Annotated in this window: 3 protein-coding genes and 1 rRNA gene; all 4 read left to right on the top strand. The window is 39.9% G+C overall.

Features of this window, described 5'->3' with window-relative positions; all coding sequences use genetic code 11:
• The first annotated feature begins 438 nt into the window (after nucleotides 1-438).
• The gene (locus tag HMPREF0874_RS04155) at nucleotides 439-10,770 is read left to right on the top strand and encodes an ESPR-type extended signal peptide-containing protein (RefSeq protein ID WP_008601768.1); all 10,332 of its coding nucleotides are present in this window, start codon (nucleotides 439-441) and stop codon (nucleotides 10,768-10,770) included.
• A gap of 520 nt (nucleotides 10,771-11,290) precedes the next feature.
• Nucleotides 11,291-21,610: an ESPR-type extended signal peptide-containing protein gene (locus tag HMPREF0874_RS04150; protein WP_008601764.1), complete on the top strand. Its 10,320-nt coding sequence runs from the start codon at nucleotides 11,291-11,293 to the stop codon at nucleotides 21,608-21,610.
• A gap of 90 nt (nucleotides 21,611-21,700) precedes the next feature.
• Entirely contained in the window at nucleotides 21,701-22,450 is a 750-nt protein-coding gene (locus HMPREF0874_RS04145) for a hypothetical protein (RefSeq protein WP_004692888.1), read from the top strand.
• Nucleotides 22,451-22,992: 542 nt separating this feature from the next.
• Nucleotides 22,993-23,193: ribosomal RNA gene (locus HMPREF0874_RS04140) — 16S ribosomal RNA — on the top strand; the annotation flags it as partial.

Below are 23,193 nucleotides of genomic sequence, written 5' to 3'. Positions count from 1 at the left end.
GGCGCCAAAAGCGAAATGCTTTTGGCGCCTTTTTGCATGCAAAAAATAGATTTAATGGCTATTTGAGCATATATATCATGGTATTTTGTAATGTAATTAAAATAGGTGAGTGATATAGGTGAATAATAATTGGATCATAATAGTTTACTAAGGTGAAATACATTTTTTTCATGAAGTTAATTTTATGCGAAAAAATTAGTACATTTAGCATATTCATAAGGTATATGACGGCCTTTTTGTATATTCATAAATATTTATGATTTAGAAGTGAGTGTAGAGTGAAAAATTTTTTACTTTTAGTATAGAATATGATATGTTTAATATGATATGCATCGATAAATAGCCATATATTAACTGTATTTTTACTTTTTAAAATAGTTATAAAATATTTTATTATATTCGTATAATTTGATAGTTTTATGCAAGGAGTAAGATGAGATGAACCGAATTTTTAAAGTAATCTGGAGTCGTACAAAAGGATGTTATGTCGTTGTGGCTGAAACAGCGAAGAATATGTCGAAACGCTCGACAATGACATCTGTGTTTGCCAAGATGCTCGGAATTTCTATCTGTACTGTTATGTTAGCAGGAGGGATTATACCAACTGAAGCGCAGGCATCTACATTAAAATGGGGTGATAATGCTCAGGCTAAAAATGGTACTGTAGCGATAGGTGACAATAGTACAGCAATGGCAGATAATAGTGTGGCCTTGGGTACAGGTGCTACTGTTACAAAAACTAATAGGGCTAATGTTGGTAATGTGCAAGGTGTTGCAATCGGAAGAAATGCAACAGTTGAAGTAAATAATGGTGTTGCTATCGGTAATTTGACAAAAGTAGCTTCTTTAAATGGCTTTGCCCTTGGTAATACATCCTGGGCTGGATATGATGAGGCCGGTAACTATGTGGGTGCCGATAATGATCAGGCATTTGGTACCAATGCCAGAGCTTGGGGTGGATCATCCATGGCATTTGGTAATAATGCGAAGGCATCTAAAGGCGGTGCCGTTGCTATGGGTAACGGCTCTCAATCCAGAGGCGAGTGGGGCGTAGCCATCGGTAACGGTGCAAGAGCATTGGCAGCGGGTGCTCGCGCAATCGGTGCGAACTCTACAGCTGACGCTACTAATGCTGCTGCTATGGGTTGGGATAGCGTGGCTAGCGGTGAGGCTTCTATTGCTATCGGTGAGACGGCAAAAGCGACGAAAAATAATTCTATTGCTATGAGTAAAGCTGCAATCGCAGCTTCAGATGATTCCATTGCCATCGGTAAAAATGCATTAGTTGATGTGAATCAACAACGATCAATTGCATTAGGTGCCAACTCCAAGACGGCTAATGTGGTAAGTACGCCAAATCAGCATGTAAATGGTTTATGGTATAAGAATTTAGCTGGCGGCAGTGCTGACTCCACGCTTAGTGTGGGTAGTGATACGGTAAAACGTACGATTACCAATGTGGCGGCGGGACGCATGAATGCTTCGTCTACAGATGCTATTAACGGTAGTCAGTTATATGCCGTAGCAAATAGCCTGGGCAATTTAGCCACTACTACTAAAAATATCCTTGGCGGTAATGCGGCGCTCGATCCTGATACCGGTAAATTAACGATGAGCGATATCGGTTTTACAGGTAAAAGCACGATCCACGATGCTATTAGATATAATAAAGACAATATTGATAAGGGATTGTTCTTTTATGGTGATAACTTTGTTCAGAACCAAGTAAAATTAGGTGACACAGTAAGAATAAAAGGTGGCGCTAGCGGTGCTCTGGCTGACAACAATATTGGGGTTCAAGCAGACGGAAATGGCACACTAAATGTGAAATTGGCTAAAAAATTAACTGGTTTGGATAGCGTAACAGCAGGAACTGCTACGATTGATAATAAAGGGGTGTCTGTAGGCAATAAACTCTATGTGTCAACCGGTGGCCTTAATGCCAATAATCAACAGCTTAGAGGTGTTGCAGACGGTACAGGTAGTCAGGACGCAGTTAACTACGGTCAGTTGCAACGAGCAATTAACGGTACAGCTAAAGAAGCCATTGTAAAAGCAAATGATGATGGTAATATTACGATAAGGGAAAACTCAACGGCGAAAGGTGGTAAAGAATATACTGTCGGCTTAAACTATAAGATTACTGTAGGGAAAGGGGCGGCCTCGCATCCTGTAACCATAGATAGTGGTACAGGAACGGTCACAGGTCTTACCAATACATCATGGAATGTAAATAATCCAGCACCTGTTACAGGGCGTGCTGCTACGGAAGATCAGTTAAAGCGGGTTAATGAGAGAGTTAATTCCAATCAGTATTTTATTAATCAAAATACGCAGAATATCTCAGATAACTCAAGCCGTATTGGTGCCAATGCACGAAATATCACAAAAATACAAGGTGATATTACTACTAATAAGAATGATATTAACACTATCAATAATACTCTTGAAAAAGGGCTCTATTTTAGCAGCGATACAGGTGCTTCGATTAAGAGAAAATTAGGTGATACTCTAGTCATTAAAGGCGGTGCTACAGGGGCATTATCCGATAATAATATTGGTGTTGTATCCGATGGTACCGGTAGATTGACTGTAAAGTTGGCAAAATATTTAACAGGATTAGAGAGCGTTAATGCAGGAAATACTACTATTAGTAAAAATGGTTTGAGTGTAGGTGCTAGAACCTATGTAACACCTGATGGCATCAATGCTAATAATCAAAAGATTACTGGTGTTGCTAATGGTACAGCGCCTAACGATGCGGTTAATTTCAGTCAATTACAAAGTGCTATCGGTGGTACTGCAAAGGCGACTACAGTAAAATCAAAGGATGCAAATGTAACCGTAACAGAAGGTGCCAATGTGAATGGTGGTAAGGAATACACTGTTGGATTGGGCAATAAACTTGCGGTAGGTACGGCACATCCTGTAACTGTGGACGGAACCGCAGGAACTGTAACAGGACTTACTAATGCTGCTTGGAATGTAAATAATCCACAAGCCGTAACTGGTCGTGCTGCAACGGAAGATCAGTTAAAAACTGTTAATACGCAAGTCAATACAAATAAGGATAAAATAGCTCAGAACACAACTGACATTGCTCAAAATGCGACTGATATCGGTAAGAATAAACAAGATATAACTAAGAACAAGACTGATATAGCTCAAAATACTACTGATATCGGTAAAAATAAGACTGATATTGCACAAAACAAGCAAAATATTACTCAGAACACACAAGATATTGCGACCAATAAAAATGCTATCTCTACAATCAATACAACTATCGCTAAAGGCCTTAATTTTGATGGAGATAGTGGCGCTGTAATTAACAAACAGTTGGGTGATAAGCTCAGCATTAAAGGTGGTGCAGCGGCTGCGAACTTGACGGATAATAATATCGGTGTCGTATCTGATGGCAGTGCGTTAAATGTGAAACTGGCGAAAACATTAACTGGTTTGGACAGTGTGACAGCTGGTGGTACAACTATCAATAATGGGGGCTTAACCGTAGGCGGCAAGACCTATGTAACACCGAACGGCATCAATGCAAATGACAAGAAAATAACTAATGTTGCTGATGGCGAAGTGGCGGCTAATTCCAAAGAGGCGGTTAACGGCGGTCAACTTCATGCGGCTAAAACCGAATTAAATAGCAACATTAATGATGCTAAAACTGAATTAAACAAGAATATCGGTGATGCCAAAACTGAACTTAATAAAAATATTAATGACGCTAAAACTGAACTGAACGGCAATATAGATAATGCTAAAACAGAGCTAAACAATAATATATCGACTGCGAAGAATGATGTGATTAATACAGGCCTCAAGTTTGATGCGGACACAGGCGGTGTTAAGACCAATAAACTGGGTTCCAAGGTAACGGTAAATGGCGATGATAATATCACGACAGAAATCAGTCAAACTGGTGATGATACTAAGATCGGTCTTAAATTAAAGAAAGATCTTAATGTTACTACTATTACTGCTGCTGATACTGTGAAAGCTGGCACTGTGACTATGGGCAAACAAGCTGGTGGTGCAGGCGGTGCAAACGGTAACTTTGTAACAGGACTCGATAATAAGTCTTGGAACGCAGATAATCCTCAAGCTGTAAGTGGTCGTGCTGCAACGGAAGATCAGTTGAAATCTGTTAATGATAAGGTCAATACAAATGTAACTAATATCAATAAAGGATTAAACTTTAACGGCGATAGCGGTGCTGCGATTAATAAAAAATTAGGCGACACTGTTACCATTAAAGGTGGTGCTACGGCAGATCTTACGGATAATAATATCGGTGTCGTGTCTGATGGTAGCACATTAAATGTGAAACTAGCTAAAACATTAACTGGTTTGGATAGCGTAATAGCTAGCGGAACAACCATCAATAGTAGCGGTTTGACCGTAGGCGGTAAGACCTATGTAACGCCGAACGGTATCAATGCAAATAATCAAAAGATTACCGGTCTAGCAAAAGGCACAGACCCTACTGATGCGGTTAATTTTAGCCAGTTACAGGATGCTATCGGTGGAACTGCTAAGGCAAGTACTGTGAAAGCTAAGAACAGCAATATCACTGTAGATGAAGGTACAAACGCAGCCGGCGGTAAGGAATTTACAATCGGACTAGGCGATAAAATCACCTTAGGAACTGCTAATGCTGTATCTGTGGATGGTACTACAGGTACAGTAACTGGCCTTACCAATACTGCTTGGGATGTAGATAATCCTCAAGCCGTAACCGGTCGTGCTGCAACAGAAGATCAGTTGAAATCTGTTAATACACAGGTTAATACAAACAAGGATAAAATAGCTCAAAACACAACTGACATTGCTCAGAATACGACTGATATTGGTAAGAATAAACAAGATATAACTAAGAACAAGGCTGATATTGCTCAAAATACGACTGACATCGGTAAAAATAAGACTGATGTTGCACAAAATAAACAAAATATTGCTCAAAATACGCAAGATATTACGACTAATAGAAATGCTATTTCTGCCATCAATACGACTATTGCTAAAGGTCTTAACTTTGATGGAGATAGCGGCGCTGTAATTAACAAACAGTTGGGTGATAAGCTTAGCATCAAGGGCGGTGCAGCGGCTGCTAACTTGACGGACAATAATATTGGTGTCGTATCTGATGGCAGTACGTTAAACGTGAAGTTAGCTAAAACATTAACTGGTTTGGACAGCGTAACAGCTGGTGGCACAATCATCAATAGTGGTGGTTTGACCGTAGGCGGTAAGAATTATGTATCTCCAAATGGCATCAATGCGAATGATCAAAAGATTACCAATGTTGCTAATGGCGACGTGGCGGCTAACTCCAAAGATGCGGTGAACGGCGGTCAATTGCATGACACTAAAACTGAGTTAAATAAAAATATTAGCGATGCTAAGACCGAGTTGAATAAAAACATTGGTGATACTAAGGCTGAATTAAATAAAAACATTAGTGACACTAAAACCGAACTCAACAACAATATTAATGATGCTAAGACCGAGCTTACCAATAAAGGCCTTCGTTTCAATGCGGATAATGACGACGAAATAACGAATAAACTAGGCTCTAAGGTAACAGTAAACGGCGATGATAACATCACCACAGAAATCACGCAAACTAGTGATGATACGAAGATTGGTCTTAAATTGAAGAAAAATCTTAATGTTACATCTGTTACTGCAGCGGAAACTGTGAAAGCCGGCACGATAACCATGGGGAAACAATCCGATGGTGCAAGCCCTGCTAATATGGGCAACTACGTAACAGGTCTTGATAATAAGGCTTGGAGTATTGATAACCCTACGTTTGTATCTGGCCGTGCAGCAACAGAAGACCAATTGAAGACAGTTACTGAAGCTATCAAAACTCAAGGCGCTAATGCAACGGACTTCAGTCTCGTAGCTAATCCTGCGGCAGGCTCCAATGGTGACTACACTGTAGATGCTAACGGTGACGTAGCATTGACAGTTCAAGATAAGAACCATCCGGATCAAACAAAAACCGTAACGATTAAAGATGTGGCGTCTAAATCCGAAGTAGATAAAGGTCTAAACATTGACGGTGATTTTGGTACGACTATCAATAAAAAGTTGGGTGGTACTGTTGCCATTAAAGGCGGAGCGGCGGCTGCCGATTTAACAGATAATAATATTGGCGTTGTATCTGATGGCACAACATTGAACGTGAAGTTGGCAAAAACATTAACTGGGTTAGACAGCGTGACAGCTGGCGGTACAACCATCAATAGTGGTGGGTTAACCGTAGGTGGTAAGACCTATGTATCTCCGAACGGCATCAATGCGAACGACCAAAAGATTACCAATGTTGCTGATGGTAATATTGCTGCTAATTCCAAAGACGCGGTGAACGGCGGTCAATTACATGAAGCCAAAACTGAGTTAAACAAAAATATCACTGATACAAAGACTGAATTAAATAAAACCATTGGCGATACTAAGACCGAGTTGAATAAAAATATCGCTGACACTAAAACCGAACTCAACAATAATATTAATGATGCTAAGACTGAACTGACCAATAAAGGCCTTCGTTTTGACGCGGATAATAACGATGAAAAAACGAATAAACTAGGCTCCAAGGTAACGGTAAACGGCGATGACAACATTACGACGGAAATCACTCAAACCGGTGATGACACTAAGATCGGTCTTAAATTGAAGAAAGATCTCAATGTTAAATCTATTGTTGCTACGGATACTGTGAAAGCCGGCACCGTAACCATGGGTAAACAAGCTGATGGGGCAAATCCGGCGAATAACGGCAACTATGTAACCGGTCTTGATAATAAGGCGTGGAGCATTGAAAACCCTACGATTTCATCCGGTCGTGCAGCAACGGAAGACCAGTTGAAAACAGTTAGTGACGAAGTTAAGAAGCAAGGTGCTAATGCAACTGATTTCAGTCTCGTAGCTAATCCTACGGCAGGCTCCAATGGTGACTACACTGTAGATGCTAACGGTGATGTAGCATTGACCGTACAGGATAAGAACCATCCGGCTGCTCAAACAAAAACCGTAACGATTAAGGATGTGGCGTCTAAATCCGAAGTGGATAAAGGCTTGAACTTTGACGGTGACTCTGGCACGACGATTAATAAGAAGCTAGGTGGTACTGTTGCTATTAAAGGCGGAGCTGCGGCTACAGATTTAACAGATAATAATATTGGCGTTGTATCTGATGGCACAGGCACATTAAACGTGAAGTTGGCTAAGACATTGGCTGGTTTGGACAGCGTAACAGCTGGAGGTACAACCATCAATAGTGGTGGTTTGACCGTAGGTGGTAAGACCTATGTATCTCCAAACGGCATCAATGCGAACGACCAAAAGATTACCAATGTTGCTAATGGTGATATTGCTGCTAATTCCAAAGACGCGGTGAACGGCGGTCAATTACATGAAGCCAAAACTGAGTTAAACAAAAATATCGTTGATACAAAGACTGAATTAAATAAAAACATTAGCGATACTAAGACCGAGTTGAATAAAAATATCAGTGATACCAAAACTGAGCTTAATAAAAACATCGCTGACACTAAAACCGAACTCAACAATAATATTAATGACGCTAAAACTGAACTTACCAATAAAGGCCTTCGTTTTGATGCGGATAATAACGATGAAAAAACGAATAAATTAGGCTCCAAGGTAACGGTAAACGGCGACGACAATATTACGACGGAAATCACGCAAACCGGTGACGACACTAAGATCGGTCTAAAATTGAAAAAAGATCTTAATGTTACATCTGTTACGGCTACGGAAACTGTGAAAGCTGGCACTGTAACCATGGGTAAACAATCCGATGGTGCAACCCCTGCTAATACAGGTAACTACGTGACAGGTCTTGATAATAAGACTTGGGATGCAGGTAAAGTCGTATCCGGTCGTGCTGCAACAGAGGATCAATTGAAACAAGCTTTGGCAGGTCAAACTGATACAGGGCTTAAATTTAATGCCAATGTAGGCGGTGTAAAAACCAATAAATTAGGCTCTACTATCACTGTTCAAGGTGAAGGCAAAGCTGACGATGCTGATTACAGCGGTGAAAACATTAAAACTTTCATCAACCAAGATAATGATGGTAACACGACTATCAATGTGAAGATGAATAAAAATCTTAAGGCTGAATCCGTGAAAGTCGGCAAAGACGGTAAAGATGGCGTATCCATTACAGGTCCAGATGCGGCGAATGGCGCTGATGGTAAGGTAGCTGTTACAGATAAAAACGGCAAGGATGCGGTGTCCATGTCCGGCAAAGACGGTATTGGCCACATCGGTTTAACCGGAAAAGATGGGCGCAATGCCGATATTATTGCTGATAAGGGCGATTCCGATCTCGACGGCAATGTAATCACTCGTATTAAGTACCAAGATGAAAACGGTAAGACTCATCAAGTGGCAACCAAAGACGATGGTATGAAATACGGTGGTGATTCCGGTACTACCATCAAGAAAAAACTTAATGAACAATTGGACATTAAGGGTGGTGTTACAAGTGAAGATGAGTTGACCAAAAACAATATCGGTGTTATCAGTAAAGATAATGTGCTCAATGTTCGTTTGGCAAAAAATCTTAAAGGGCTGGATTCCATAACTTTCAATAATGGCACTAATGGTGCAAACGGTAAAACCGTTGTAAATGGTGAAGGTATGACCGTTCAAGATAAGGATGGCAATCCGTTGACTGCTGTTACAAAAGACGGTGTGAAGATTACCAACGGTCCATCCATGACGAAGGACGGTATCGATGCGTCCAATAAGAAGATTACGAATGTAGTCGATGGTACTGATTCTAAGGATGCGGTTAATAAATCCCAATTGGATAAAGCCGCAGCAGCTGCTACTACAACAGTAACGGCAGGTAATAATGTCCAAGTAGATAAGACTACTAATGCGGACGGTTCTACAAATTACAAAGTGGGCCTCAAAGACCAAGTAACGATGGGAACTGATCCTACGAAACAAATTGCGATGGATGGTACAACAGGTACGATTAAAGCCGGTGACAAGGTTACAATCGACGGCAACAAAGGCACCATTAAAGCAGGCGATAAAGTTGAAATCGATGGTAATAAAGGTACCATTAAATCCGGTAATGTTGCGATTGACGGTGAAAATGGTACAATCAAGGCCGGTGACAACGTAACAATCAACGGTAAAGACGGCAAGATTGCTGCCGGAAAAGTATCTGTTGATGGCAAGGACGGACATGTGACAGGCCTGGAAAATAAAGACTGGGATCCTGATAATATCACAAGCGGTCGTGCTGCTACAGAAGATCAATTGCAGAAGTCCCATAAAACCCTGGATAATAAGATTAATAACTTAGGTGATGAAATCACAAAGAAAGGTATGGATTTTGCCGGTAATACAGGTGAATTCCACCGTGATTTAGGTCAAAAGGTTACTATCAAAGGTGAAGGTCAAGGGGCTGATAGCGATTATTCCGGCGAAAATATCAAAACTGTAGCCGATCAAGATGGTAATATCAACATCAAGATGGCGAAAGACCTTAAGGCCGATAGCATCACTACCAAGACGATCAATACTGATACGGTCAATGCAGATAAGGTGAAAGTCGGCAAAAATGGTCAGGATGGCGTTTCCATTACAGGTCCAGATGCAGCAAATGGTACAGATGGCAAAGTAGCTGTTACTGGTAAAGACGGTAAAGATGCTGTATCTATGTCCGGCAAAGACGGTATTGGCCACATCGGTTTAACCGGAAAAGATGGGCGCAATGCGGATATTACTGCTGATAAGGGCGATTCCGATCTCGACGGCAATGCAATCACTCGTATTAAGTACCAAGATGAAAACGGTAAGACTCATCAAGTGGCAACCAAAGACGATGGTATGAAATACGGTGGTGATTCCGGAACTCCAATTAACAAAAAACTTAATGAACAAGTGAATGTAGTTGGGGGTATTACGGATGCTGGTAAGTTGACGTCCGAAGATAATTTAGGCGTCGTATCTGATGGAACTAATCTCAAGGTTCGTATGGCAAAAGATTTGAAAGGTCTTGAGTCTGTGACGACTAAGGATGCCAGAGGTAATTCTACGGTTGTGAATGGTAGCGGTGTAACTATTACCCCTGCTAGCGGTAATGCTGTAAGCCTTACTAAAGACGGCTTGAATAATGGCGGTAAAACAATCAGTAATGTAGGCCCTGGCGTAAACGGTACTGATGCGGTTAACTTGAATCAATTGAAGGGTGCTACAGAAGGTATGGCCAATGCCATTAATTCCGTGGCGGGTGAAACGCAACGTGTAGGTGCTCATGCGGCGGCAATGTCTGCGTTGAAACCTATTCAATACGATCCGTTAGAACCAACTCAAGTGATGGCTGGTATCGGCAATTACAGAGGAGAAACAGCAGCGGCTTTAGGTGTTGCACATTACACATCGGAAGACACTATGTTCCATGCAGGCGTATCTGTTGGTAGCCGTCATAATATGGTGAATGCCGGTGTAACTCGTAAATTTGGTACTTCTGATGAGAAGAAGGCTATTCCTGAACGTTACAAGGGTGGTCCTATCAGCTCTATGTACGTAATGCAGGATGAAATGACTGCTTTGAAAGCTGAAAATGCACGCATGAAAGCGCAGGATGAAAAATTAACTGCAGACTATGCGGCATTGAAAGAAGACAACCTTCGTCTACAGAAAGATAACGAAGAAACTAAACGACAATTAGCTCTTATTATGAGTCGTTTAGGCATGTAATTCACATCTGTTTCATCTTATATTCATGTGGTAAAAAGCGAGCTGATGTACCAGAAAATACCCATGAAGATTAGATGATTTTAACTCTATATGGTACATAAAATGAAAGAACGAAAGTCTACTGTGAAAGGACTTTCGTTCTTTTTTTGTATTTGACTTCACAAAATTTTCATAATAGTGTATAATACAGAACATATAATTTTAATCGAAAATTATAAATGTGATTAATTTACTATAAAATCATTAGTTTTAGATTATAAGTGTTGTTTGGCCCATTGTTGTAAGGGTTTTTATGATTGAAAATATATTTAAATGAGTAAGAAAATCAATTTTTAAAAGAAGTTTAAAGTTCTGAAAATAAATGAGCGAAATGTGAAAAAAATATATTTACATTCATAAACTAATCTGATATTTTATATGTATAGTAATTAAATTTTTGATGAAAATTTTATTATTTTTAGTGTTTTAGTGTTGGTTTTAGAATCCCTTATAAAACTGTGTGAAAGGTAGGTACTACTAAATGAATCGTATTTATAGGGTAATTTGGAGTCAGGTACGAGGCGCATATGTCGTTGTATCTGAAATCGCAAAAAGCCATACTCGTGGCTCCAAAAGCTTTGTTAGTAATTCCGCTAAAGCTACGGTAAAAGTTGGCTTGGCGGCTATGGTTTTGACCTGCGGTAGCGGATTAATTTCGGGTGTTGATGCAGCACCTATTAGAGGTCTTTCTTTATCTCCTGGTGAAGGTGAACGTGATGGCGGGTTTACGTATTTATACCCTAGCGAAAAAGCACCTTACATTCAAATGTATGATTACAAAACACCAGGAAATCCAGGACAAGGACACTTATATACTGATAATAAGGTGTTCGGTATTCAAATTGGTAATCGTGCGAATGCACGTTCTAATGATGGCTCCGTATCCGGTATTTCTATCGGTGATTATTCCCAATCTCGTGCGTTGGGTATCGGTTTAGGCCATTATGCTCAATCTGAACAAATCGGTGCTATTGCTGTCGGTTCAGCTGCAAAGGCAAAGGGTTTTAACTCCTTGGCGATGATGCGTCAAGCTTACGCAGGAGAACAATATGCGGCAGCTATCGGTACGGCAGCATCCGCACAAGGGTCTGCTAGCTTGGCCATGGGTCACTCCGCATTGGCAAAAGGTGCTCAATCCATTGCTATCGGTTCTGCAAATCCTGATCCATTGACAGACGCAAAAGGTACACCGTATACAGCATATGACGGAAGTACTAATACCCAAGCTAACGCTGCTCGTGCTATTGCTATCGGTCAAGGTGCTAAATCAAATACTGTAGATAGTGTTGCTATGGGGACAGGTGCTAATGTAGCAGCAGGTACAAATTATAAAGGCGAGAATTTTACTCATGGCATAGCTATCGGTAGTAATGCCCTTTCTCAGGGAATACAAGGCGTAGCTATCGGTAACAGTGCTGCTCATTATCGTGATAATGGGGTTGCTCTTGGTAACAATGCCAAAACTCGTGCAATGGACGGCATAGCTATCGGTAATAATGCTGAATCCGGTATTCAAAATGACCCTCAATATAAAGTAAATAACTCCGTTGCTGTAGGTAACTCTGCGCGTGCTCATGGTGGTTCCGGCGTGGCATTAGGTAATGATACATATGCATTGGGCGGATCTTCTGTAGCAGCAGGTAATGCTGCATGGGCATTAGGTGAACGTTCTACAGCTATCGGTAATAACGCTCATTCCGAAGGTTACGGCTCTATTGCTATGGGTCGTGAAGCTAGTGCTTTGAGCACTCAAGATGGGGACAAGAAAAATGTTGTGGCTATCGGTGATGATGCACAAGCAACTGGTTCTCGGTCCATCGCATTGGGCGTAAGCGCTCAAGCAGGTACATTAGAACGTGTACGTGATCGTAGTGTTTATAAAGATAATCCTGAATTAATCACTAAACTTAAAGCTCAAAAAGAAGTAACTGATGCTGTAGCAATCGGTAGTGAAGCAAGTGTACAAGCAAACGAAGGCTTAGCTCTTGGTAGCAATGCGACAGTAAATAACGTTCGTGGCGTTGCGTTAGGTGCTAAATCTGAAACAGCGGCCCCTGTGAGCACTGCTAGTGAAACTATTAACGGCTTGAAATATAACTATGCCGGTGGCACTGCTGATTCCACAGTTAGCGTTGGTAACAATTCTACAAAACGTACAATCACTAACGTAGCTGCTGGTCGTGTGAATGCACAATCTACAGATGCTATTAATGGCAGCCAATTATATGGCGTTGCTAATGCAGTGGGTAATGTAGCTAACAGCACTAAGAATATCTTAGGCGGTAATGCTCAGGTTGACCAAAACGGTACTATCACCATGACTAACATTGGTGATACAGGTAAAAATACCGTTCATGAAGCTATTAAATCTGCAAACCAAGGTTGGGAACTTCAAGTTGACGGTAGAAAGCTAAAAGATGTAAAAGCGCCTAATCGTACAGTTAACTTTAAAGCTGGTAAAAATATTGCATTAGAAGGCTCCGGAGATAATGTTACGGTTGCAACTGTTGAAGATGCAAGCTTCAACTCCGTTACAACAGGTAATGTATCCATGAGCACAAGAGGTATCAATGCTGGTGGTAATCAAATCACTAATGTAAAATCCGGTGGCGATACATTAACAAATGCGGCTAATATCGGTGATATCTCTCGTATTGCAGCTAAATACGATAAATACTTACAACGTGGTGCTGCTACTTATGAAGCAAACGGTAATGGCAAGATTAACATGACCGGTACAAACGGTTTAACCGCTGAAGTAACAGGTTTGAAAAATACTTATGTTACATCCGGTACAGTATCCAATGACGGTAAGAGATTGACATTGACACGTAATGATAATCAAACATTCGATGTTGATATCTCTAAAATCTCTAATGGTCTTTCCAAAACTGACTACCGCTTGATTGCAAACCCTGCAGCAGGCAGCAACGGTGAATATAAAGTAGCTGCTGACGGTAGCATGACATTGACTGTTGCGGATGCTGATGGTTCCAATCCTAAACAAGTTAAGTTGACGAACCTTGCTTCTAAAGAGCAACAAGATATTAATACTACTAATATCACAAATAACACTAATAAAATCGCTAAAGGCTTGAGCTTCCAAGGCGATAACAATGTTAAAATCAACAAACAACTTGGCGATACTTTAGGTATTACAGGTGGTGCTACAGGTGCTTTGTCTGACAACAACATCGGTGTTGTAGCTAAAGACGGCAACCTTAATGTTAAGTTGGCAAAAGACCTAACAGGTTTGAACAGCGTAACTGCAGGTTCTGTTCGCGTAGGTACGCATAGCGACAATAAAAACTATGTAACTGGTTTGGACAATAAAGAATGGAATGTTCAAAACCCTACCATCACATCTGGTCGTGCAGCAACTGAAGATCAGTTGAAAAAAGTGTCTGATGAAATCAAGACTACTAATGCAGCTAAAACAGATTACCGTTTGATCAACAATGCAAACTCTGCGGACGGTTCTTACTCTGTAGAAAACAACAAGGTTGACTTAAAAGTTAAAGATGAAGCTCATCCTAACAGCCCTGCTAATACAGTAACGATCAACAATATTGCATCCAAAACTGAATTGGATAAATTAACAGAACGTGCTGTTAAATATGATCTTAACGGTACTACTGTTAATAAAAATAAGGTTACTTTGGAAGGTCAAGGCGGTACAACAATTACTAACTTGAAAGCTGGTGAAGTATCCTCTACTTCTACAGATGCTGTAAATGGTAGCCAATTACATGATGTAAAAATCGAAGCAGGTAAACATTCTAAAGTAACTGTTTCCGATGATAACCTCAAATTGACAACTACTCCTGCTACAAGCACTGAAGGTGCTAAATATGATCTTCGTTTGAACAACAAAGTGACATTGGGTAGTGGTAACAATCAAGTAGTTCTTGATGGCACAGCAGGTAGAGTAACTGCTAGTGGCGTTGTAATGGGCGCTCAAACTGTTCAAAATACGAAACATGCAAGCGAAACTGGTAATTATGTAACTAACTTGGACAATAAAAACTGGGATTCCACATCTATCGTATCCGGTCGTGCAGCGACTGAAGATCAGTTGAAAAAAGTTAGCGAGCAAATTACTCAACAAGGTAGCAGTGCAACTGACTATCGTCTTGTAAGAAACTCCAGCGCTGATGGTTCCTACAAGGTAAACGACAATGGTGAAGTATCCTTGACTGTAGAGGATAAAAACCATGCAGGCGTTAAAGAGCAAGTTACAATCAATAATATTGCATCTAAGACTTCTGTAGATAAATTGACAGATCGTGCTGTTAAATACGACATCAATAATGGTGTTGTTGATAAAACTAAGGTAACATTGGAAGGCGCTAATGGCACTACTATTACAAATGTAAAAGACGGTGCTGTAACAGCTACATCCACAGATGCTATCAATGGCAGCCAATTGTTCAAGACTAAAGAAGAATTGATCAATAAAGGCATGAAATTCGGTGCTGACTCCGGTAACGTAATTAACAAAAAACTTGGTGAACAAGTAAACGTTAAAGGTGGCATCACAGAAGCATCCAAATTGACTGCTGAAGACAATATCGGTGTTGTATCCGATGGCTCTAACGACTTGAAAGTTCGTTTGGCAAAAGACCTTAAAGGTTTGAACAGCGTAACTGTAGGTGATACAAAAGTTACTTCCAACGGTGTAACTATCAGCAACGGTGCTACAAACAATGCAGCTGTATCCCTTACTAAAACTGGTTTGGATAACGGTGGTAACAAGATTACTAACGTTGCTCGTGGTACAATCGACAGCGATGCAGTAAACTTGGCACAATTGAAAGAAGTATCCAACAGTGCATCTGCAGCAAATACAAAGGTAGCTGAAGGTAAAAACATTAAAGTTGATGAAAGCATCGACAATGTAACTAAAGCTAAAACATATACTGTAGGCTTGAAAGATGAAGTAACATTAGGCACAGGTAACACAGCTATCAATATCAACGGTACAACAGGTATTGTAAAAGCTGGCGACGGTGCTAATGCTGTAACTATCAATGGCACAAATGGTACTATCAACTCCGGTAAAGTAACAATCAATGGTACTACAGGTACTGTTAACGAATTGACTAACAGAATTTGGAATCCTAATGCTATTACTAATGGTCAAGCTGCGACAGAAGATCAATTGAAAGTAGTAGACAATAAAATTGATACTACAAAAACTGAAATCGTAGAAAAAGGCTTGAACTTCCAAGGCGATGCAGGTACTGCAATTCATAAAGACCTTGGTCAAACATTGAAAATCTCTGGTGGTCAAGCTGACGCATCTAAACTTTCAGAAAATAACATCGGCGTTGTTAATAACAACGGCGTATTGAATGTTAAACTTGCTAAAGATTTAACAGGTTTGAACAGTGTAACAACTGGTGCTACAACTATTAACAACAATGGTTTGACAATCGGTGGTAACACATTTGTTACAAGCAACGGCTTCAATGCTAACGATACTCAAATCACAAACGTGAAAGCTGGTACAGAGGATAACCATGCAGTTAACCTTAAACAGTTGAAAGAAGTATCCAACAACGCAGCGGCAGCTAAAACTGTTGTAAAAGCAGGCAAAAACATCAATGTAACTGATTCTGAAGATCCACTTACTAAAGCTAAGACTTATACAGTTGGCTTACAAGACACAGTAACATTGGGTTCCGGCAATACTGCTGTTAATATCGACGGCACAAAAGGTATTGTGAAAGCTGGTGAAGGCAATAATGCTGTAACTATCAACGGTACAAACAGCACAATTACTGCTGGTAACGTAGCGATTGACGGTGTAACAGGCAATATCAATTCCGGTAAAGTTCTTGTTAACGGTGCTAAAGGTACTGTAAACAACTTAACAAATATCACTTGGGATGCTGACCATATCACAAGCGGTCAAGCTGCAACAGAAGATCAATTGAAAGTTGTTGATAAGAAAATTACTGACAATGGTAGCAACTTGACTAAGAAGGGCTTGAACTTCAAAGGCGATGACGCTACAAGCATTCATAAAGATCTTGGCGAAACATTGGAAATCAACGGTGGCATTTCTGATGCATCTAAATTATCCAACAATAACATCGGTGTGGTATCTGAAAACGGCAAGTTGAACGTTAAACTCGCTAAAGAGTTGACTGGCTTAACAAGCGTAACAACTGGTGCTACAACAATTAATAACGAAGGTTTAACAATTGGTGGTAAGAAATTCGTTACAGCTAACGGTTTTGATGCTAACAATACACAAATCAAAAACGTAAAAGCTGGTACTGATGGCAATGATGCAGTTAACTTGAATCAATTGAACGAAGTTAAAAATGCGTCTAACACTACAGTTGAAGGTAGCGAAAACATCAATGTTAACTCCACAGTAGACCCTAATACAAAAGCTAAAACTTACAAAGTAGCATTGAAAGACAATGTAACTTTAGGTTCTGGCAATAATGCAATCAACATCAACGGTACTACAGGTATTGTAAAAGCTGGTGACGGTGCTAATGCTGTGACTATCAATGGTACAAACGGCACTATCAACTCCGGTAAAGTGACTGTTAACGGTGCTGCTGGTACTGTAAACAACTTGACAAACATTACTTGGGATGGCAAAAACTTCACAAGTGGTCAAGCTGCAACAGAAGACCAATTGAAAATTGTTGATAAGAAAATCACTGACAACAGCACTGACTTGACTAAGAAAGGCTTGAACTTCCAAGCTGATTCTGGCGAAGTAATTCATAAAGATCTTGGTCAAACATTAGATGTTGTAGGTGGCATTACTGAAAAATCTAAATTGTCCGACAACAACATCGGTGTAGTATCCGAAAATGGTAAGTTGAATGTTAAACTTGCAAAAGATTTAACAGGCTTGAACAGCGTAACAACTGGTCAAACAACTATCGACAACGATGGCTTGACAATCAACAACAAACAATTCGTTACAGCTAATGGCTTCAATGCTAACAATACACAAATCAAAAACGTAACTGCTGGCGTAGAAGACAACGATGCTGTTAACGTTAAACAATTGAACGATGTAAAAGCTGCATCTAATACAAAAGTAGAAGGTAGCAAAAACATCAATGTTGATGAAACTGTAGATACTGTAACAAAAGCTAAAACTTACACAGTTGCATTGAAAGACACTGTAACATTAGGTTCCGGTAACACAGCTGTTAACATTGACGGTACAAAAGGTATCGTAAAAGCTGGTGACGGCACTAACGCAGTAACTATTAACGGCGTAAACAGCACAATCAATGCTGGCAAAGTAGCAATCGATGGTGTAACAGGTAACATTAATGCTGGTAAAGTTCTAGTTAACGGTGCAAACGGTACTGTAAACAACTTGACTAACAGAACTTGGGATCCTGCAAACATCACAAGTGGTCAAGCCGCAACAGAAGATCAATTGAAATCTGTAGATAAAAAAGTTACAGACAACACTAATAAAGGCTTGAATTTCCAAGGTGATGATGCAACAAGCATTCATAAAAACCTTGGTGAAACATTAGGTGTTGTGGGTGGCACTTCTGATAAAGCTAAATTGTCCGACAACAACATCGGTGTTGTATCCGAAAACGGTAAGTTGAATGTTAAACTTGCAAAAGACTTAACAGGCTTGAACAGCGTAACAACTGGTCAAACAACTATCAACAACGATGGCTTGACAATCAACAATAAACAATTTGTTACAGCTAATGGCTTCAACGCTAACAATACGCAAATCAAAAACGTAACTGCTGGTGTAGAAGATAATGATGCTGTAAATGTTAAACAATTGAACGATGTAAAAGCTGCATCTAATACAAAAGTAGAAGGTAGCAAAAACATCAATGTTGATGAAGCTGTAGATCCAACTACAAAAGCTAAAACTTACACAGTTGCGTTGAAAGATACTGTAACATTAGGTTCTGGTAACACAGCTGTTAATATCGACGGTACAAAAGGTATCGTAAAAGCTGGTGACGGCACTAACGCAGTAACTATCAATGGCGTAAACAGCACAATTAATGCTGGCAAAGTAGCAATCGATGGTGTAACAGGTAACATCAATGCTGGTAAAGTTCTAGTTAACGGTGCAAATGGTACTGTAAACAACTTGACTAACAGAACTTGGGATCCAAATAACATCACTAACGGTCAAGCTGCAACAGAAGATCAATTGAAATCTGTAGATAAAAAAGTTACAGACAACGGTAAGAAAGGCTTGAACTTCCAAGCTGACTCTGGCGAATTAATTCATAAAGACCTTGGTCAAACATTGGATGTTGTAGGTGGCATTACTGATAAAACTAAATTGTCTGACAACAATATCGGTGTTGTATCCGAAAACGGTAAGTTGAATGTTAAACTTGCAAAAGACTTAACAGGCTTGAACAGCGTAACAACTGGTCAAACAACTATCAACAACGATGGCTTGACAATTGGTGGTAAGAAATTCGTTACAGCTAATGGCTTTGATGCTAACGATACTCAAATCAAGAATGTAAAAGCTGGTACTGATGGTACTGATGCAGTTAACTTAAATCAATTGAACGAAGTAAGAGCTGCGTCCGATACTAAGGTAAAAGCTGGTAAAAACGTTGATGTTGAGGAAGAAATCAATGCTATTACTAAAGCTAAGACTTACACTGTAGGTTTGAAAGATACTGTAACATTAGGTTCTGGCAACACAGCAGTTCACATTGATGGTACTAAAGGTATCGTGAAAGCTGGTGAAGGTACTAATGCTGTAACTATCAATGGTACAGAGGGCTCAATTAATGCTGGTAAAGTTCTAGTTAACGGTGCAAACGGTACTGTAAACAACTTGACTAACAGAACTTGGGATCCTAATAAGATCACTAATGGTCAAGCTGCAACAGAAGATCAATTGAAAGTTGTAGACAACAAAATTGATAAAAACACTGAAGACTTGACTAAGAAAGGCTTGAACTTCAAAGGCGACTCCGGTGAAGCTATCCATAAAGACCTCGGTCAAACATTGGAACTCAAAGGTGGCGAAGCTGATGCTTCTAAACTTTCAAATGGTAACATTGGCGTAGTTAATGAAAACGGCAACTTGAACGTTAAACTCGCTAAGAACCTTAAAGGTCTTGATTCCGTAACTGTTGGTTCCGATCCAAGCAAACAAGTTGTTCTTGATGATAAGGGCGTATCTGTAGGCGGTAAAACTTACATTTCTAACGAAGGCTTAAACGCAAATAATCAAAAGATTACTAACGTGGCAGCTGGTGTAAATGATACAGATGCAGTTAACGTTCAACAGTTGAAGAGCAGCATGGCGGCAGCAACTACAACAGTGAAAGCTGGCGATAGCGGCAATACAACTGTAACAGCTACAACAAATGCAGATAAGTCGAAAACATACACTGTAGATATCAAAAAAGACTTGAACTTACGCAGTGTGATTACCACTACTGACGATAAGAAATTCTCTACTGTAACAAACGGTGTAGGTGTTACAAGCACTGATACATTAGGTAATACGACTGCTCTTACTGCAGGTAATGTGAAAGTATCCGATAATCAAAATAATACAACTCAAACAACAGCTAAAGGTGTACTTGTAGATAATCCAACTAAGGCCACTGAATTGACTGCTGATGGTGTTGTAACTACTGATAAACGGACTAAGAGCACAAGAACAACTGCAGATGGCATGGTAGTTACATCCGGCATGGGTGGTACTAAAGTAACTACTACTGTTAGCAGCAACGGTGTTGCAATTACTACTCCTCCAGCAGGTCAAGGTTCCCCTAAAGATGGTACTGGTGCAGTAACATTGACTAAGGACGGCTTGAACAATGGCGGTAATAAAGTAGTTAACATGGCAAGTGGTTATGGCGAAGGCGAAGATATCAACAATATTGCTGATAATAGCAGCAGCTTAACAAATGGTGCTAACATCGGTGACTTGAAGAAAGGTATCGACGGCCTTAAGAAAGCTGGCTTAGACTTTGCAGGTGATAAAGGTGAATTCCATCGTGACCTAGGTCAAAAAGTGACTGTTAAAGGTGGCGTTACTGATGAAAGCAAACTTTCCACTGCAAACAATATCGGTGTTATCTCCGATAATAACGGCAGCTTGAATGTTCGTTTGGCAAAAGATATTACTGGTATCAATTCCATTACAACTATGGATAACTCCGGTCATACAACTGTGACAAACGGTAACGGTATCACAATCAAAAATAATGGTGGTGGCAGCGTATCCTTAACAAGCTCTGGTTTGAACAACGGTGGTAATAAGATTACTAACGTAGCACCAGGCGAAATTAGCTCCACTTCTACTGATGCTGTTAATGGTTCCCAACTTAATCGTGTTGCAAACAGCATGAATAATGTTGTAAACGAAGTTCGTCAAGTTGGTGCTATGTCCTCCGCGTTGTCCGCATTGAAACCTATGGCTTATGACCCTTACGAACCTACTCAAATCATGGCAGGTTACGGTAACTACCGTGGTGACTCCGCACTGGCATTAGGTGTGGCTCATTATAAGAATGAATCCATGATGTTACATGCTGGTGTTGCTTGGGCAGGCAGCAATAGCCATATGATGGCAAATGCTGGTGTAACTTGGAAAGTAGGTAACAGAGACGGCGAAGCAGAAACTGCAGATCGTTATCGTAAAGGACCTATCAGTTCTACATATGCAATGCAACGTGAACTTGCTGCAATGAAAGCTGAAAATCAAGGATTAAAAGGTGAAGTAGCTGATTTGAAAGCTGAAAATGAACAAATGAAAGCTAATATTGCTGCAATGATGGCAAGACTAGGTTTATAATACGTTCATACTGAACATTACGGGTTGAGGATTCCCTTTTGGGGGTCCTCCCACCCGATTTAATTCGTTGATAGAAAAGAGGAATATATAATGAAAAAATCCACTTTGCTTGCTTTCACAGCGGCAGTATTATTCGGCAGTGGCGTATTCCATGTTAATGCGGCATCTGCTACATATGATGATCCATTGCTTTTACCAAATCCGGCTAAAGCGCCTACAACAGGTTCTGTTGTATTGGTTCCTGTGGCCAGCCCTCAGGCGGTGCAAAGTATCCATGAATTTGTGAAAGCATGGGAAAATGCGGAAAAACACATTGCTTTAGCTGAAAGCAAAAAGAATAATCATCAAGCGTTAACTAAAGAAGAAGCTAAATGGTTACATTCTAAAGATAAGCATAACTATGCTGATTATTTCCGTAAACATTCTTTAGGTTATGTACATGGCCAAGAAACTGCATTGAACTGGAATGGTGAAAATCGTAATAAAAACGAGTATAGCTATTACACATTCCCTAAATATGATAAGGACCAAGGTTACACAAATAGCTATGGTTACAATGTATTGCGCAGCATGGTTGATCGCATGAATGAATTGCTTCAAAAACAAAAGGCCGTTGGCGGTCCTTTGACTGATGAAGAAGCACAAGCATTGGAAGATGCTATGCTTGATATTATGGCTCAAGATCAAGAACATGTATCTAATGAAGAATTGCGTTATTACATGAACGAAGCAGTTTGGTTTGCTACAAAACAAACTGTAAAAAATATGTCTGCAGAAGAACCTTCTGTTGGCGACATGCACGAAATTAACCTTCGTGAAGCGATTCAGACAGATAACTAATCATCTAATACATATATAATCACATTATATGTATAGCTTTTGTTATAAGGAATGTGCAGTTACAATAACCTTATATATAAAAGTTTTTAATATACAGTGTTGAGACACAAATAAGGGATTCTATTAACACACTGTCATATAGACAAGAAGTCGCAACAGAATGCAATAGATGTATTCTTGTTGCGGCTTCTTTTTATTTTAAATTCTCCCTATATGATATGTCTAAAAAAGTAATATAACTCAAGTTTCGAATCTGTAAAATTAGGCCGTGAAATTGTGCAAAAATAATGGTAAAAATTTTCTGAAATTTGTAGTAAAATTTATCCAAATTTTGTTGACATGAGTATATGGAAATGTTATTATATTCAAGTACCCCATATGAAGGGGCACAGATCTTTGAAAACTGAACAATGATAGGTAATCAATCATATGATTGAACATATGCCAGAGTGCGGGTTTTGACAATGTCAAAACCAATCATAATTCAAAGTTACTTCAATGTAACGACAACAAATAATGAGCTATTCAAATAGCTTCAAGATATCTTGGAGAGTTTGATCCTGGCTCAGGACGAACGCTGGCGGCGTGCTTAACACATGCAAGTCGAACGAAGAGCGATGGAAGCTTGCTTCTATCAATCTTAGTGGCGAACGGGTGAGTAACGCGTAATCAACCTGCCCTTCAGAGGGGGACAACAGTTGGAAACGACTGCTAATACCGCATACGATCTAATCTCGGCATCG

It is taken from the genome of Veillonella sp. 6_1_27, from assembly GCF_000163735.1.
In the GTDB taxonomy this organism is placed as follows: domain Bacteria; phylum Bacillota; class Negativicutes; order Veillonellales; family Veillonellaceae; genus Veillonella; species Veillonella parvula_A.
The sequence above is the reverse complement of the archived record's forward strand: the minus strand, read 5'-3'. Positions and strand labels throughout refer to the sequence as shown.